Origin of the sequence: Rhodococcus sp. 7Tela_A2 (assembly GCF_049311045.1) — a bacterium.
GTDB lineage: Bacteria > Actinomycetota > Actinomycetes > Mycobacteriales > Mycobacteriaceae > Rhodococcus.
In genome coordinates this window covers 14,797-29,481 of sequence record NZ_JAXION010000053.1, presented here as the reverse complement: position 1 = coordinate 29,481, position 14,685 = coordinate 14,797, and the positions used below count along the sequence as shown (strand labels likewise).

General features: G+C 63.4%; 11 protein-coding genes and 1 pseudogene. 8 read left to right on the top strand and 4 right to left on the bottom strand.

The genetic code is table 11. The features are described 5' to 3' along the window. Nucleotides 1-531: 531 nt before the first annotated feature. The 7 genes and pseudogenes from dnaB to TVH25_RS11875 all read left to right on the top strand — a co-directional run bounded on the left by dnaB (nt 532) and on the right by TVH25_RS11875 (nt 10,203). Nucleotides 532-2,736, top strand: coding sequence for a replicative DNA helicase (gene dnaB, locus TVH25_RS11905; RefSeq protein WP_422424239.1), 2,205 nt, complete (start codon nt 532-534; stop codon nt 2,734-2,736). 378 nt (nt 2,737-3,114) lie between these two features. Next, nucleotides 3,115-3,831 carry a TnsA-like heteromeric transposase endonuclease subunit gene (locus TVH25_RS11900; RefSeq protein ID WP_422424238.1) on the top strand — a complete coding sequence of 239 codons (717 nt, stop codon included), beginning with the start codon at nt 3,115-3,117 and terminating at the stop codon, nt 3,829-3,831. A 370-nt stretch (nt 3,832-4,201) separates the two neighbouring features. After that, the gene (locus TVH25_RS11895; protein ID WP_422424241.1) at nt 4,202-5,992 is read left to right on the top strand and encodes a Mu transposase C-terminal domain-containing protein; all 1,791 of its coding nucleotides are present in this window, start codon (nt 4,202-4,204) and stop codon (nt 5,990-5,992) included. Continuing rightward, nucleotides 5,989-7,041, top strand: coding sequence for a TniB family NTP-binding protein (locus TVH25_RS11890; RefSeq protein ID WP_422424237.1), 1,053 nt, complete (start codon nt 5,989-5,991; stop codon nt 7,039-7,041). The genes TVH25_RS11895 and TVH25_RS11890 overlap by 4 nt, the downstream gene beginning before the upstream one ends. Before the next feature lie 398 nt (nt 7,042-7,439). Continuing rightward, nucleotides 7,440-8,528, top strand: coding sequence for a hypothetical protein (locus tag TVH25_RS11885; protein WP_422424236.1), 1,089 nt, complete (start codon nt 7,440-7,442; stop codon nt 8,526-8,528). Nucleotides 8,529-8,544: 16 nt separating this feature from the next. Continuing rightward, nucleotides 8,545-8,970, top strand: a pseudogene (locus TVH25_RS11880) (TniQ family protein); the annotation flags it as partial. Nucleotides 8,971-9,165: 195 nt separating this feature from the next. Further along, the gene (locus TVH25_RS11875) at nt 9,166-10,203 is read left to right on the top strand and encodes a hypothetical protein (RefSeq protein WP_422424242.1); all 1,038 of its coding nucleotides are present in this window, start codon (nt 9,166-9,168) and stop codon (nt 10,201-10,203) included. A gap of 19 nt (nt 10,204-10,222) precedes the next feature. Here the strand turns inward: TVH25_RS11875 and TVH25_RS11870 are convergent, their stop codons facing one another. The 4 genes from TVH25_RS11870 to TVH25_RS11855 form a co-directional block, all read right to left on the bottom strand. Further along, nucleotides 10,223-10,453: a hypothetical protein gene (locus TVH25_RS11870; RefSeq protein ID WP_422424235.1), complete on the bottom strand. Its 231-nt coding sequence runs from the start codon at nt 10,451-10,453 to the stop codon at nt 10,223-10,225. Beyond that, the gene (locus TVH25_RS11865) at nt 10,453-11,292 is read right to left on the bottom strand and encodes a hypothetical protein (protein WP_422424234.1); all 840 of its coding nucleotides are present in this window, start codon (nt 11,290-11,292) and stop codon (nt 10,453-10,455) included. The genes TVH25_RS11870 and TVH25_RS11865 overlap by 1 nt, the downstream gene beginning before the upstream one ends. Before the next feature lie 758 nt (nt 11,293-12,050). Beyond that, entirely contained in the window at nt 12,051-12,575 is a 525-nt protein-coding gene (locus TVH25_RS11860; RefSeq protein WP_422424233.1) for a hypothetical protein, read from the bottom strand. Between the two features lie 540 nt (nt 12,576-13,115). After that, nucleotides 13,116-13,328, bottom strand: coding sequence for an XRE family transcriptional regulator (locus TVH25_RS11855; protein ID WP_422424232.1), 213 nt, complete (start codon nt 13,326-13,328; stop codon nt 13,116-13,118). A gap of 286 nt (nt 13,329-13,614) precedes the next feature. Here TVH25_RS11855 and TVH25_RS11850 point away from each other — a divergent pair, with 286 nt between their 5' ends. Next, nucleotides 13,615-14,685, top strand: coding sequence for a DNA-methyltransferase (locus TVH25_RS11850; protein WP_422424231.1), 1,071 nt, complete (start codon nt 13,615-13,617; stop codon nt 14,683-14,685).

Here is a 14,685-nt window from a genome sequence, read left to right as displayed (position 1 = left end):
GGGGGGGCGTTGGTCCCGGGGCGGGCGGGCCCGGGGGGGTGGGGGGGGGGGGCGCCGCGGCGGCATCTGTGCACAACCTGTGGATGGCGGGTGTGGGTAAACGCACCGGTGTGACTCGGGTCATATCGTTTCGGGAACGAACAGATGAACACGCCCGGGCGGCATTGTTATCGCGACACGCCGAAAATTCCTTCTTCCACAGGGCTGAACAGCCATTTTCCCTAGTTAACCTGCATCGTTATCAAATGTGAGATGCGTTCTCCCCAGGTTATCCACATCAGGTGCACAACCCTGTCCACCTGATTCCACAATCTATCCCCAACTGTGTGCACAACCCGATTTGGTCGCCCTCGAAATCGTCCCTAACGTCGAGCGCGCAACTCTCCCTCGTGGGGAGCTGCAACCCACTGCGGTGTCGGTGGGGACGAGTAGAACGTGGAGTGTTTCCCGGTGGCGCCCACCGGGAGTCGGTACGGGTCAACGGCCGGCGAACCACCGGGCGACGGTATTTGGACGGAAGGCGGCATCACGTTGGCTGTTGTGGACGATCGTGGCCATTCCGACTATCCGGGGCCCCCTGACGAAGACTCAGGTGGTGACTTCGGTCGCCAGCCCCCGCAGGACATGGTTGCCGAGCAGTCCGTCATCGGCGGCATGCTGCTGAGCAAGGACGCCATTGCCGACGTTCTCGAAGTGCTGCGCCCCGGCGATTTCTATCGCCCCGCTCACCAAGCCATCTACGACTCGATCCTCGACCTCTACAGCCGCGGCGAACCCGCCGACCCCGTCACCGTGTCGGCCGAACTCGACCGCCGAGGCGAGCTCAAGCGCATCGGCGGCCCCGCGTACCTCGTCACCCTGACCCAGACGGTGCCTACTGCCGCGAACGCCGGCTTCTACGCCGAGATCGTTGCGGAGAAGGCCATCCTGCGACGGCTCGTCGAAGCGGGCACGCGCATCGTCCAATACGGATATGCCGGCTCGGACGGTCAGGACGTCGCAGAAGTCGTCGACCGTGCGCAGGCCGAGATCTTCGATGTGTCCGAGCGGCGCACCACCGAAGACTTCGTGGCCCTCGAAGAACTGCTGCAGCCGACGATGGACGAGATCGACTCCATCGCCAGCCGCGGCGGCATCTCGGTCGGCGTGCCTACGGGGTTCGCCGAACTCGACGAACTCACCAACGGACTGCATCCGGGACAGATGATCATCGTCGCCGCCCGTCCCGGCGTCGGCAAGGCTCTCGCCCTCGACACCCCGCTCCCCACACCCACCGGATGGACCACCATGGGTGAGGTCCGCGTCGGCGACGAACTGCTCGCTCCCGACGGAAAGCCCACCCGCGTGCTCGCGGCCACCGAGATCATGCGCGACCGGCCCTGTTTCGATGTCGTGTTCTCCGACGGCACGGTGCTCGTCGCCGACGAACAGCACCAGTGGCGCACCGCCGACGGGGTGGTGCGCACCACCGGCGAACTCGCCGCCACCGTCGACGCCGGTCACGCGGTCCCCCACACCGATCCCTTGGCCCTCCCCGCGGCAGACCTACCGGTCGCACCGTTCACCCTCGGTGCGTGGCTCGGCGGGCCGCCCTCCGACGCAGAGGTACACATGCGGGTGGAAGGTGAAGGCGGGTTCACCGAAGAATTGATGTCGCTCGGGGCGCACATTCCCGTCGAATACCAGCGCGGCTCGATCGTGCAGCGCCGCGACCTGCTCGCCGGCCTTCTCGACGCCGGCGGTCGCATCGACGACGACGGCACCATCCGCTTCTCCACCGGGCGCGAGCGCCTCGCCCACGACCTCGCCGAACTCGTTGCGGGCTTGGGCTACGCGTGCACCGTCGACGACGGAGTGGTGTCGTTCACCGCCGACGACGACGTCTTCGTCCTTCCGAGCAAGGCAGTGCGCCACAAGGAATGCCGCACCGCCGTGGCTCGCTACCGGCACATCGGGGCCGTTCGCCCGGTCGCGTCGGTGCCCGTCCGCTGCGTGGAGGTCGACGGCGACCACATGTACCTCGCGGGTCGTGCGATGGTGCCCACGCACAATTCGACTCTCGGCATGGACTTCATGCGGTCGTGCTCGATCAAGCACGGTATGGCGTCCGTCATCTTCTCCCTGGAGATGGGAAAGACGGAGATCGTCATGCGCTTGCTCTCCGCGGAGGCGAAGATCAAGCTCGGCGACATGCGTTCGGGTCGCATGACCGACGACGACTGGACCCGCCTCGCCCGGCGCATGAGCGAGATCAGCGAAGCCCCCCTCTACATCGACGATTCACCGAACCTGACGATGATGGAGATCCGCGCGAAAGCACGGCGGCTCAAGCAGAAACACGACATCCGTCTCATCGTCGTCGACTACCTGCAGCTGATGACCTCCGGTAAGAAAGTCGAGTCGCGGCAGCAGGAAGTCTCCGAGTTCTCGCGTAGCCTCAAGCTTCTCGCGAAGGAACTCGAAGTCCCTGTCATCGCGATCTGTCAGCTCAACCGTGGTCCCGAACAGCGCACCGACAAGAAGCCGATGGTCTCCGACCTCCGCGAGTCGGGATCGCTCGAGCAGGACGCCGACATGGTGATCCTGTTGCACCGCCCCGACGCATTCGAGCGCGACGACCCGCGCGGTGGTGAAGCCGACCTGATCGTCGGTAAGCACCGTAACGGTCCGACGGCGACGATCACCGTGGCTCACCAGCTGCACCTGTCGCGGTTCGTGGATATGGCGCGCGGCTGATTTCGCCGGTGTCGAGATGCAGCGAAGATTAGCGAAGTGCGACGCTACTTTAACGGGCTACTCGACGGGCTCGTAGCGTCCTGACCTGCTGATTCGAGGATTCGAAGGCTGCGGCGGTGATGGATTTCGCTAATCTACGCCGCTAAAGTAGCTGAAACGGGCGCCCTCCGAAGTTCGGCGGCGTAGCCTTCGAAATCGTTGCCTGACCACAAAAATGGGGCGTCCCTGCTGTAACAGGAACGCCCCTTGGACAGGCTCCCGATGCACGCTACGAGCGAAGGAACCCACCATGGGTCAGCTTAGTCGGCAGGTCAGACCAAGTCCGTTCATGGGGTGGCGATCTGCCACCAAAAGTCGCCTGGGGTGCGGGCTGCTCGGGTGACCGCCGAGTGGTGGTTCAAACCGTCATCTGAGGGCTCGGGCCTGCTGTGGGATTGGTGTGGTGCGCCGCCTCCCGTTTACTCGCTTGCACCAGTGAGGCGTACCCGTTCTTCGGAGCACAACCGACACATACCGGTCACTGCATTCTCAACCACTACGGGTGGGCACCTCGCGCTGGAATCTGGCCTCGAGCACGATCTGGTGCGCCGCCTCGACCGGCTGTCTTCGGTCACCTGGCTGGTTGCGCAACCGGTTGAGCTGCGGTGGACGGAGCCACGCAAGTTCCGTCACGTGCCGGATCTGTTGTCGACCGATGCTGGAGGCGCCGTAACTCTCTGGGACGTACGGAATCCTCGACGACTGGACGAAAAATTCACGCTGCAGTCGGACAAGACTCGTTCGGCGTGTGCGGCTGTCGGATGGCGGTATGAGGTATTCACCGGTCTTGGGGAGGTCGAACGACTCAACCTTTTGTGGCTACATGGATATCGAAGAAGGCCGAGCTGGCAGGGTGGCATCGAGGAAGCCATTCTGGCTACCGCCGCAGGCCGTTGCGTCGTGCTGGACGATCTGTTCGCGCTCGACGACGGCTCGGGGCAGGCGAAGTCAGCGGTGTGGCACCTCGTCTGGAACGGGACACTCCAGGTCGACCTGGAGTCGAAGCTGACCGGACGTACGTCGGTTCGGATCACTGGTGACGGTACCGATGGCTGACGCGCGGACGACGCTGAGCGAGGGTAGCCGCATCCTCACCGATGCGGGCACCGCTGTCGTGGTTGTGGTGCAGGCGAACGGCGTTCAGGTACGCGACGTAACGGGCAAATCCATGTTGATCGAGTGGCCCGAACTTGCGATGGCGAGGGGTGTTGTCGACGGAGAAGCTGCTCCAATCCGTGAGCTGCTCCGTCCGATGTGGGATGGACTCTCCAAACAAGCGAAGCGATCCGCATTGTTCCGCTTGGAGGTCGTCCAGGAGATCCACACCGGTTACCGCGATGGACATCCAGAACTGGCGCGTCCAGGGGAACCACGGGCGCCGTTCGCCGTGGGGGCTGGGCTGTCAGAGACACGCCGCTGCGAGATCATGGCGGAAACTCTCGCGCACGAGGCCCAAGTCGATCGCAATGTCCAGCGACGACTTGCGGAGGGCGAGATCCTCTCGGGCGCACCAAATTCGAGCACGATCCGGAACTGGGTGCGAGCGTGGAGGAAGGCCGGCCTTCTCGCCCTGGTGGATCGGAGGAGTACCCGCAAGGGTAGGTCGTGGGAGTTGATTGATCCGCGCTACCGCGTGGTGGCGGTGGAGGTAGTCGACGGCTTGGACGGCGACCGGTCGACGGTCGGTATCAATGAGCTGGACAGACGCGTTCGAGTCCTGCTCAAGAATGAGGGGATCAACGATGTGGTTACTCCCCAACGTCTGACGCGTCAGTTTCTCGTCCATCTGAAGCTTGACCGCGGGGAAACCACGCGGAGTCAGCGAAGTCGTGCTCTGAGGCATGTGTCGGGCACTCAGCACTTCCCGGCCATTCGACCTGGTCAGATCGTCGCAATCGATGCGACGCGGGCAGATTGTCTCGTCTTCGATCCTCTTCTCGGGCGGGCATTCAGCGTCGAGATCCTCACCGCGATCGACGTCGCCACCCGTGTCATCCTTGCCCTCAGAGTGGTGCCGATGAGCGCGGACGGTATCGACGCCGGCCTCCTGATCTACGACGTCTGTCGGCCGTTTTCGATGCGGGTGGACGGAACCACGGTTGGCGACTGGCGATGGTGCGGGATACCCGAGGCGCTGGACTGCGCTGACGTATCGACAACCGTTGGCCGCCGCAGGTTGTCCCCCGACTTCTCGACCCTGCAGGGCGAGCACCCTATTCCGTCTGTCATGCCTGATGCGATCAGGTGCGACCACGGTTCCATCTTCGTCTCGCAGCACTTCCGAGACCTGCTCCAGGGCTTGGGGATCGACCTCCTTCTCAGCCGAGGGAAGAAGCCCACTGACAACCCGCACGTCGAACGGTGGCATGAGACTCTTCAGCGGGGTGTCCAACAAATCCCCGGCTACAAGGGCCGAAACACATCAGAACGCGGCCGCCTCGTCGCAGACGAGCCCCTGATGACGGCCTCCGAGCTCGAAGGGCATCTGCGGCGATTCGTCGCGCTGGACTACCACCGCAGCCCGCACAGCGGGCTGATTCTGTCGGGTGATCCGACCGCACGAATCAGCCCGCTCGAGATGTGGGACGCGATGCTTGAAGCGACCGGCCGCATCGACGTCCCCCAGCATCCCGATCTCATCTACCAGTTCCTCCCCATTCGGTGGGGCACGGTCCGCCATGCCGGGGTGGAGTTCTCCAACATGGTGTACGACTCGCGGGTCCTTGACGAGTACCGCAACGTCGCGCCGGGCCAGTTCCGAGACGACGACCGAAAGGTGCCATTCCACGTCGACCCCCACGACCTCTCCAGAATCTGGTTCCGCGACCCCACATCAGGCCGCGTCGAGTGCGTGCCGTGGCGCGGCGCTCACCTCACGGATGCGCCGATGACCGACACGATCCTGGCGGCAGTCAGATCCCGAATCAGAGAGCGGGGCGGCAACAGGACCCTGTTCCCCGGCTCGGCCTCACGGCAGATTCTTGACGAGATCATGGAATTGACCACGGCGCCGAAGACGAAGGAGTGGAAGGCGAAGCTGTCAGCCGGACACAGACGGGTCGAACAGTCGCGCGTCGACCACACGGACACACAGTCGGCGTTCGACGCCGTGTATGGGATCCCACCGAAGCAGTCGAGCACAGTCCCCGAGGAGGCCGAACTCGACTTCCTGGATTCACCGTGGCCGAGCATCCGAGATCGACGTGAGAACGCATGAACTCCACTCAATGGCATCGCCACTGTGTGGCGGCGGAACCTGCCGAACCAGTCCCCCTCACGAAAGCCCAGTGGTTGCGGCTCTCCGGTGCCGAAGTAGAGCATCACCGTGATCAACTGCGCCAATGGATCCGGAATCTTCACATCGACAGTTCCGAACTGGCAGGGATTGAAGCGACTCTCACCTCGGTGGTCGAAGCAAACAGTGAGTCACCCCCTGGTGCGAAACAGCTTGTTGCGGTGACCGGACCGAACGCGCTCGGCAAGAGCACCCTCGTCAAGCGTTGGGCTCGGAGCCGCTATCGATACTGGATTCGAGACGCATCGGTGGAGCTCGATTTCCTACCTGTGTGGGCGCCGACCCCGGACGTCGAAGCGGACCTGTGCCCGGTCGTATGGGTGAACCTGCAATCCAGCGCGCGTATCAAGGAGTTCGACTCCCAATTCCTGGAGTTCTTCGGACTTCCGGGCGAGGGTGTGACGCGGAGCCTGACCACCAGAATGATCCGCGCCGCGGAACGCCATGGCGTCAAGGTGCTGGTTGTTGACGATGCACACCTGTTGAAGACCAATTGGAAGGGTGGCCGAGACGTTCTCGACCACGTCAAGCACATCAATACGGAGCTTGGTGAGCAGGGAGCCTCGATCGTGCTGATCGGAGCGAACCTGGCAGGTGGCGACATCGTGATCGATCCGCAGATCGCCGGCCGCCTGAGACTGATCACGTTGCCGATGTACGGCGCCGACACGTCGGCTGATCAAGAGCGTTGGCAGCGACTGCTCCTCGATGTGGAGGACAAGCTATTGCCGCACCTTCCAGCCGGCAAGCCAGGAATGCTGGAATCGGAGCTCGCGGGCCCGCTGTGGAAGCGCACACAGGGCTACATCGGTGATCTTGCACGTCTCGTCATCGAGGCATCGATTCACGCGAACGCGGACGGCACACATGCGATTAAGCCGCGTCATCTTGCGGCGGTTCAGTTGAGTGCCCGTGCCCATGCTGCAGAGGAAGCGTTGAGTCGCCCCCAGCGTTCGAACGGGATCGGCTGATGTCACCGGCTGGACTTCCCACGCGCGTTCGGATCGCAGAAGGTGAGTCGTTCGGTTCGTTCGCTCATCGACTTGCAGCCGCGAATGAACTGCCCGTTTCCCGCGTTGTCGGGAACCCGACGAATCCGGACTCTCCGATTGTCCAGCCACCGGCAGTGATGAATCGAGTATCTGCGCTGTCCGGTGTCAGCCGTGGCCGACTTGAATCGGCAACCCTGAACACCTGCGCCAATAGCGTGACCCAACAGGAGTCGCTGTGGCGGTTGGGCACCTGCGTCTGGGACTGCCGACGGTGCGCCGAGAAGGGGATCAGGAACCGCGAGCGCCATTTCGCAATCCAGTTCTCGTGTCCTCGCTGCCGGACCATGCTGGAGCCGGTGTGTCCGCACCATCGATCCGTGGCAGATCCCGTCGAGTTGGAACCGGCGCACATCGATCTGCAACAGAAGATGCTGGCGGTTTTTCACGCCACCGACTCCAGTCCAGATGCCCTCCGTCAGCTGAAAAGAGTCGCACGCGCTGCGCGCGCTGCATTTGTAAACGGCTATGCCCAGAACAAGTGGCTACCGGAAATTGACCAGTACCTAGCGGGTGCGGCGGCCGACAAACTCGCGTGCCCCTTTTGTGCGCCTTGGCTCCTCGGGGCACTGAAACTCCCCGAGGCTCCCGCACTCGTCGCGGTGATACTGACTGCGGTCTGGGAACCGCCCGCCCGCGAGTGGACTGGTGAGCCTTGGCTGGACGGTATCGGGACACCCCAATGCCAGAAGCTGGTGCTGCGCGACCGCACAGACCCTGTTCGTTTTCCTCGCAGTTCGATCGGCCTGACTATGGACGAGTTGGAGCCTAGGCTGCGTGAACTGCGAAATCGTTTCGGGCTCAGCACAGCACACGTGCCAAGCATGATTCGGTACGCGGATGATCCGACGATCATTGGTGAGAACGACTGGATTGCTCGGCGTCGTTCCTGCCGGGTACTGCACGACTGGCTCACGCGACTCGAGGATGACGTCGACGAACGATCTTGGTCGATTTGGCAGTGTATGGATGACTACACCAAGTGTGGCGACACGACCGAGTATCGAGGTCAATTCACACCCCGGTGGCGGGCAGAAGACATCAGGCGATTGGTCGTCCTGGCGGAGGTGCTGATTCGGCGGGGATTGAACCTGTGCGTTGATCAACGAACCGGCATCACGGCGTCGATGCTCCGGCACCGGGTTCCGGGCGTCGCAGGATTCGAGCGAGCGAAGGATCTCGCCGAGGCGTGGATCTGGCTGGACGCCAGTGCCGGTACGGATGCGCATGCGCGGATTCCCGTGGTGAACATCAGTTCTGTCGACCTTGCGCAGTTCCACTCCAGACTCGGAGCTGACGGGCAGCTGTGGCTACGCGAATACGCGCTTGCGGCCGCGGAGCGAGATGTTGAGCTCGCAAGCCAGGGGGATCCTCAGGGGCTCCCTGCCCGACTTCGCTGGCCCGTTTGATTTCTGGATCTGACCGATGTTGCCAGCCCGCATTCAACTCGGCCCCAGCGAAGCCCTGGACTCGTACCTCGAGCGAGTAGCGATCGCCAACGACATCTTGACCAAGGATCTGTTCCGTCTGCTGACCGAGGAGCACAACGACGTTTCGCCCTCCGCAGCGTTCATGCTGGTCAAACCTAATGGCCAAATCGCCGCTCGGATTGGATCCGTGACCGGATTGCCGGCCGACGACGTCGCGAATGCGACCCTCGTGAGGTACGACGGTGGTCTACCACTCAATCTCGATGGGTTCGACCCGCTTGACCGACACAGCTTCAGGAAAGTTGTGGCCCGCGGCTGGTTCCCGCAGCACGGGACACAGGTTTGCCCAATGTGCTTGGCCCGCGACGGAATTTGGCGACTGCAGTGGAAGCTGCCGATCTCAACGGTCTGCCTCGAACACAAGGCCTACCTGACGCCGCACTGCTCAGGCTGCGGGGACCGCTTTCGATCACGTCGCCACAACCCGCTTCGCGCCAACCCCGGAATCGATCAGCCGTGCGGAAACCCATCCGGGGTCTTCGCCCACTGCGGCCTATTAGTCTTGGCTGAAGCCGCTGTTCCCGCGCCCGAGACTTCGCTGCGAGTCGCTGCCCGAGTGGAAACTGCCATCGACGGCCAGAACATCAGCGTGCTCGATGGCGCACTTCCTCCGGAGGAGTACCTCGCCGAGCTAAAGAACCTCACGACCCTTCTCCTTCACATCGCAGCTCGTCCGGACAAGCGGCAGCTCGCGGACTGGGCGAGCGGTGTCCAGGATGAGGCGGCTGCACGGCCAGGAGAACTCCGAGGGCCGCGGTGGGGCATACAGCCTCCAGCAAGTCCCGTCATTCGCGGCTCCGCCCTGGCCGAGGCGGATTCGATACTGGCGCAGCGCAACCCTGATGCAGCGGTGGCGCGATTGGCCGAGTGGTTCACCCTGATTCCGAACGTTCCCGGAGGGCCACGAGGCTGGATCGTCAACCGCACGGTGATGAGCCCAGTCCTGGGAGGGCTCGCTGTTCAGGTCCTTGCGGCACACCGCCATGTCGGCCTGCAACTCGACCACCAGGCCACCGCGATCACGATGCCGCTGTCCGCGATCCCCCAACTCCTCGACAAACACGTCTACAGGCGTCACTTCGCCAGGACGCTGGCAACGCAGGAATGCACAGGCCGGCTGTACGCCTCCCTGTGCATCGCACGAGCACAACAGCCCGGATCGACCTGGTCCACGGCTGCAGCAAGCATCGGACTCGATCCTGACATCGGCAGGCGCACGTCCCGCGCAGCGAGCACTCGGCTGCTCGCGAGCCCACGGGAGATAGCGGCAGCATCCCAGGCAGCCGCGGCCGAACTCTCCCGAAGTAGGAACTACCGAGCGCTTGAGCGACGCGTCCGCGAACTTGCTCGGTCGCCGGACACCTGGTTCGCGGGATGGGCTCGGATTGCGCATCCCCGGCGGCGCGCGGCAGCCTCCCCCTATGCGGTCACGTGGATGTGGTGCGAAGTCGCACAAGGATGGCTGGACACCAGCCCCGCCTGGCCGCAGCCGGTGACGAGGCAGTCGAAGGCCGCATACCGGGTGTTCCGGGACACCCTTCCCGAGGAACTCAAACGTGCGCTGCGAACGCTCGCACGAGGGGGCTCACTGTGAACATTCTGTCGCCATCAGTTCATCCCAGGATCGTCTCCGCCCGATCAGTTACACGGATTCGCAAGCGGACTGCCAATCCGATGGCATCAGGATTGCCGCCGCCACACGAAGTCGTGCGGCTGCCAGCGGTCGCCATGGCAGCGCGGACCTGTTGCGAGCGCTTGATAGTGCCCCATGGGGTGGTGGAATTCGGATCAGCGTAGCCGGACGACTGGAAACCAAAGCCGCTGAGGTCAGCGACGGTGGCCATCACAGATCCCTTCGCTCCTCAATGCGAACGGACTCAGGCTCAACTCGATCCAGCCCCAGAAGCTTCCCTAGCTCGGCCAACAGGTCGCCGCTCAGCACGGACGGGTTTGCCTCCACAGCCTCGATGATGCCCTTGACCTGTTGTGGCGGAAGCTCCGCGAGCGTGCGCTGCAACTCAGCGAGGCTTTCCCCGTCAACGATGTTGGCATTGGACACGAGCTTCATCTGCTCATCGCTGAATGCCCGAGCCGCGAGCGCAGCAAGGTAGCGCGCCTGCGCTTCCACGCTGCTCATGTCTGTGCGGTACACCTCTTCGGCCACAGCCAACTCCCGGCCGGAGTCCACGACCGTTGCTTCAACCACGATGGGCTGCTTGGCCGCTGCCTTTAGTGTCTTGCGTGCCGCCTTCTTTGCGCGTCGCGCCTCAATGACGGGTTGGGCCTTCTCGCGCCACAACAGCTTGGCGTCGTGCGTTGCTTCTGCGCGTCGCGCCTCAATGGCGGGTCGAGCCTTGTCGTGCCACAACCTTTTGGCGTGGGGCGTTGCCTCCACGACGAGGCGCTTTACGATATCGGCGAGCAACTCGGCGATCTCTTCCTGATCACGGGCTCGCCGTCGCTCACGGGCTCGCCGTCGCTCGTACTCCTTGTCGGGCACATTGACCGGCGGGTAGATCACAACTGGGTCTGGGTCTGGCTCTTCGTGCGGGATGAATCTGGCATTCCCTTTGAGGTTGCCGTCACGGTCGAAGAGGTTCTGATGAAGCCCGCCCTCTTTCTTCTTGCCAGGAGTCAGGTCATCGTCGTCGTACTCGTAGAATCCATTGATTCTAGTAGCCACGCGAGACCTCGGATATGAGGGCGCGCGGTGTCGTCCGCGCCGCGATCGGCTCGTCAGGAGTCATGCTCACGACTCTACTTGCGGTCACCGACCCAATTGCTCGAATGCCAGCGCTGATAGCCCTCCCAGCTTCACAAAGGTATGGCAGCGACACGCGCCAGTCGGGCTGGTCAGGTCCTCGCCGCATTTTCACCACACCCCGGGACTCTCCCGAGCACTTCAGAAGGGACTGCGGCCAGTCGGAACACGCGATACCCTCGCGGAATACCGGACAAACGAAAATCATCGGGATGTCGAGACGTGATGGTGAGCCCGAATCCACTCGGGCCGTTTCCAACCACGAGCACCAGACGCACGGAGCAGCGCCCCGTAGGGCCGCCCCGGAACTGCTGCGGCTGACCCGTTCCAAGCAGTTCATCCGAGACGCCCTGAACCTGTTATCCCACGATGACGTCGCCGACCTCCTCGGGCATGGCGCCGCTCGCCCTGCGCTGACTCACGACGAACTGCGTACTGATTGGGCCGATCTCCTCGATGGCCGCTCGCCTGACAGACGGCACCCTCACAACGATCGCGGTCGACAACATCCGCAACTTCCTGCGAAGCGAAATGTTACAAACGATCGGTAGCTGGACCGGGCCGACGATGTGGGATGGAGGATCGTCGATGGCTCCGAGCAGCGTTCGTGGGCGGTCAACCAGGAGTTCGGGCTGGGCCAGCGATCGTGGCTGCGTGGAGGATTGCGTCCGCATTGCGGGTCACATCGACCAGCGTTCGACGTCGGCACGCGCGAGTGCGAGGGGCTCCTCGACGGGGCGGCCGCCCGTGACCCAGTCGACGGCGCTGTGGTCTCCGAGAGCGGATTGTGCGGTACGAAGCCATACCGCGCAGGTCCATGGGTCTGCGGCGGCGCGGAGTGCCTTCCACAACGTGACAAGGTGCGGGTGCACGGTCCGGGCGGAGGTGAACTGCCAGGTGGGGTACACCCACTGTCCGTCGTCGAGCTTGCATGCGATCGTGGTGCTCACGCCGATGCTCTTGTTGACGGATTGACGGCTCACTCCCAGCCATTTCGTGAGGCCGGCGGTGTCGTAGAACGGTCCCGCCAACCGGTCGTAGGGGTGGCTCGTCGGCAGCGCGGCGACCATCGCGCTGGCGATCGCCTCGATATCCCCGAATGTCTCGGCGGGGACGCCCGCGGCGCGGGCTTCAACGAACGTCTTGTGCACTTGATCGGTCAGGAGATCCAGCAGCCTGCGTTCCTGCTCCGCGAGGGTTGCCATCGAACCCACCTCCCATGCCGTCATCCATGTCGACCAATAGTCCAACACACCGGGTCACCCGCGCTGGCTTAGCCAGCGGGCCCGGTGAACAGGCACTCACGTCAAACCGAACCACCCTGGCGCGTGTCGCAGGTGGATGAGTCCGTCCTGATCTAGAGTCCTGTGGCCCGGAGTCAGGCCGGGATAGACGATGTGAACCGTCCCAGGCCCTGTGCCGCTCCTACGCGGGCTGGAACTCGGCCGCGTGACCATTGAGGTGGCGTGCTGCACGGCTGAGCGGTTGATGCGCGAACTGGGCCTCAAGGGCTCCCGGTGTGGCATGTGGAAGCCGACTACGCGCACCGATCTGCAGACCGATCGTCCGGACGATCGGTCTGCAGTACACCCAACTGATCAGCGATCCGTTTTAGCGTTCCCGGCCGCTTGGCCGGGTCCTGGTGGGCTTCCATCGCCATCCGCGTCGCCCCGTCGGCTCAACTCTGTTCACCTTGAAATCTAGCTAGATCTTTGTGCTGCAATCACATTAGTTTCCCGCACGATCTAGGTGCGACCGCGCTGGTGTGGCGAAGAACGTGATTCGAGCCATGTGTCCACCGTCTCCGCCGTCCATCCCCGCACAGGTCGAGCGTTCGTGCCGCCGATCACGACGTCGGCCTCCGGAAACTGCGCACGACGCAGCAATGACCGCAGCGCTTCTATCGGTACGCCGGCGCGCTCAGCCACCTCGGCGGTGCTCAGTGCGTGAATGGACATGAACGAATGTTACCAACGACCCCTGAAGGGGTCGCGGAAATGTGGCTGGCCTGCACAATCAGATTGACATTGACCCGAGATCGGGTCATTCTTGAGTGGGAGAGTCGCTCTGTGTAACAGCGGCGTCTACTTGCTGTCCGATGCAGTCCCTAGTATCAGCGCGCCTGCATGATCCAGTCGTCGCCCTAGGCGAGACTGTCACTGCACACCCAGAAGGAGATCCAACGTGTCGATTGCCCCGGATACCGGCTCGTCAGCATCCGATCGGAAGCCCAACCTCGGGGTCGTGGGTGCGGGATCGCTGACCGATTGGGACTCCGGTCTTCGCAAACCGAAGAAGAAGATCGTCACCGGCGATGCCCGTGACACAGGTCTCGCGGCCAACTCCGCGGATCTCGTGGTCACCTCACCTCCTTACTGGCAGAAGCGGGACTACGGTCACGATGACCAGATCGGCCAGGAGTCGACGCCGCAGGGCTACGTGTCCGCACTGATGGACTGTCTCCACGAGTGGAAGCGGGTGCTCCGCCCGACCGGATCGGTGTTCCTCAACGTCGGCGACACCTACTACAAGAAGTCACTGGTGGGCATACCTGGTCGCATCGAAGCAGCCGCCGTGGACAACGGTTGGCTGATCCGCAACCGCATAATCTGGACCAAAGACGGCGGGATGCCCGAGCCAGCCAAGAACCGCCTGGCCAACCGACACGAGTACGTCATCCACCTCGCGCCGAAGCAGAGCTATTACTACGACCTGCATGAATACGCCGAGACCTATGGTAACGGCGCGAACCCCGGCGACGTGTGGCACATTAACCCCGAGCGGAACATGAGCGCCCATCTGGCCCCGTACCCGCAGGAACTCGTCCGCCGAGCCGTCCTGCTGGGGTGCCCTCCCCAGGTCTGCAATTCATGCGGCTCGCCGCGCACTCGTGCGCTCGAACGCACCCGAATCCTCGACCCGAACCGTCCGCAGGCCCGCCGTGCGATGGAACTGGCCGCCGAGGCCGGACTTAGCGACGACCACATCCGCGCGATCCAGGCCACGGGCGTCTCCGACGTGGGCAAGGCCACGAAGTTCCAGTCCGGAACGGGCCGCAACAGCAAGACGGTGCAAGCCCTCGCTGCTGAGGCGAAAGAGGTGCTCGGCGGGTACTTTCGCGAGTTCACCTTCGCCAAGAAGGTGACGACCGGCTGGACCGATTGTGGGCACTGCACCCCCTCGCGCGGCGTGGTGCTCGACCCGTTCGTGGGTACAGGGACGACGCTGAACGTAGCCGTCAGCCTCGGACGCGATGCTGTCGGAGTCGATCTCGTTCCGATGGTCGACCAACAGAAACCGCTGGTCGTCAAGTAG

What these genes read in the sequence shown, in the direction of transcription:
- TVH25_RS11895 (WP_422424241.1), top strand. Translation starts at nt 4,202, where the DNA reads ATGGCGGAAACTCTCGCGCACGAGGCCCAAGTCGATCGCAATGTCCAG.
- TVH25_RS11860 (WP_422424233.1), bottom strand. Translation starts at nt 12,575, where the DNA reads ATGGCAACCCTCGCGGAGCAGGAACGCAGGCTGCTGGATCTCCTGACC.
- TVH25_RS11890 (WP_422424237.1), top strand. Translation starts at nt 5,989, where the DNA reads ATGAACTCCACTCAATGGCATCGCCACTGTGTGGCGGCGGAACCTGCC.
- TVH25_RS11855 (WP_422424232.1), bottom strand. Translation starts at nt 13,328, where the DNA reads ATGTCCATTCACGCACTGAGCACCGCCGAGGTGGCTGAGCGCGCCGGC.
- TVH25_RS11870 (WP_422424235.1), bottom strand. Translation starts at nt 10,453, where the DNA reads ATGGCCACCGTCGCTGACCTCAGCGGCTTTGGTTTCCAGTCGTCCGGC.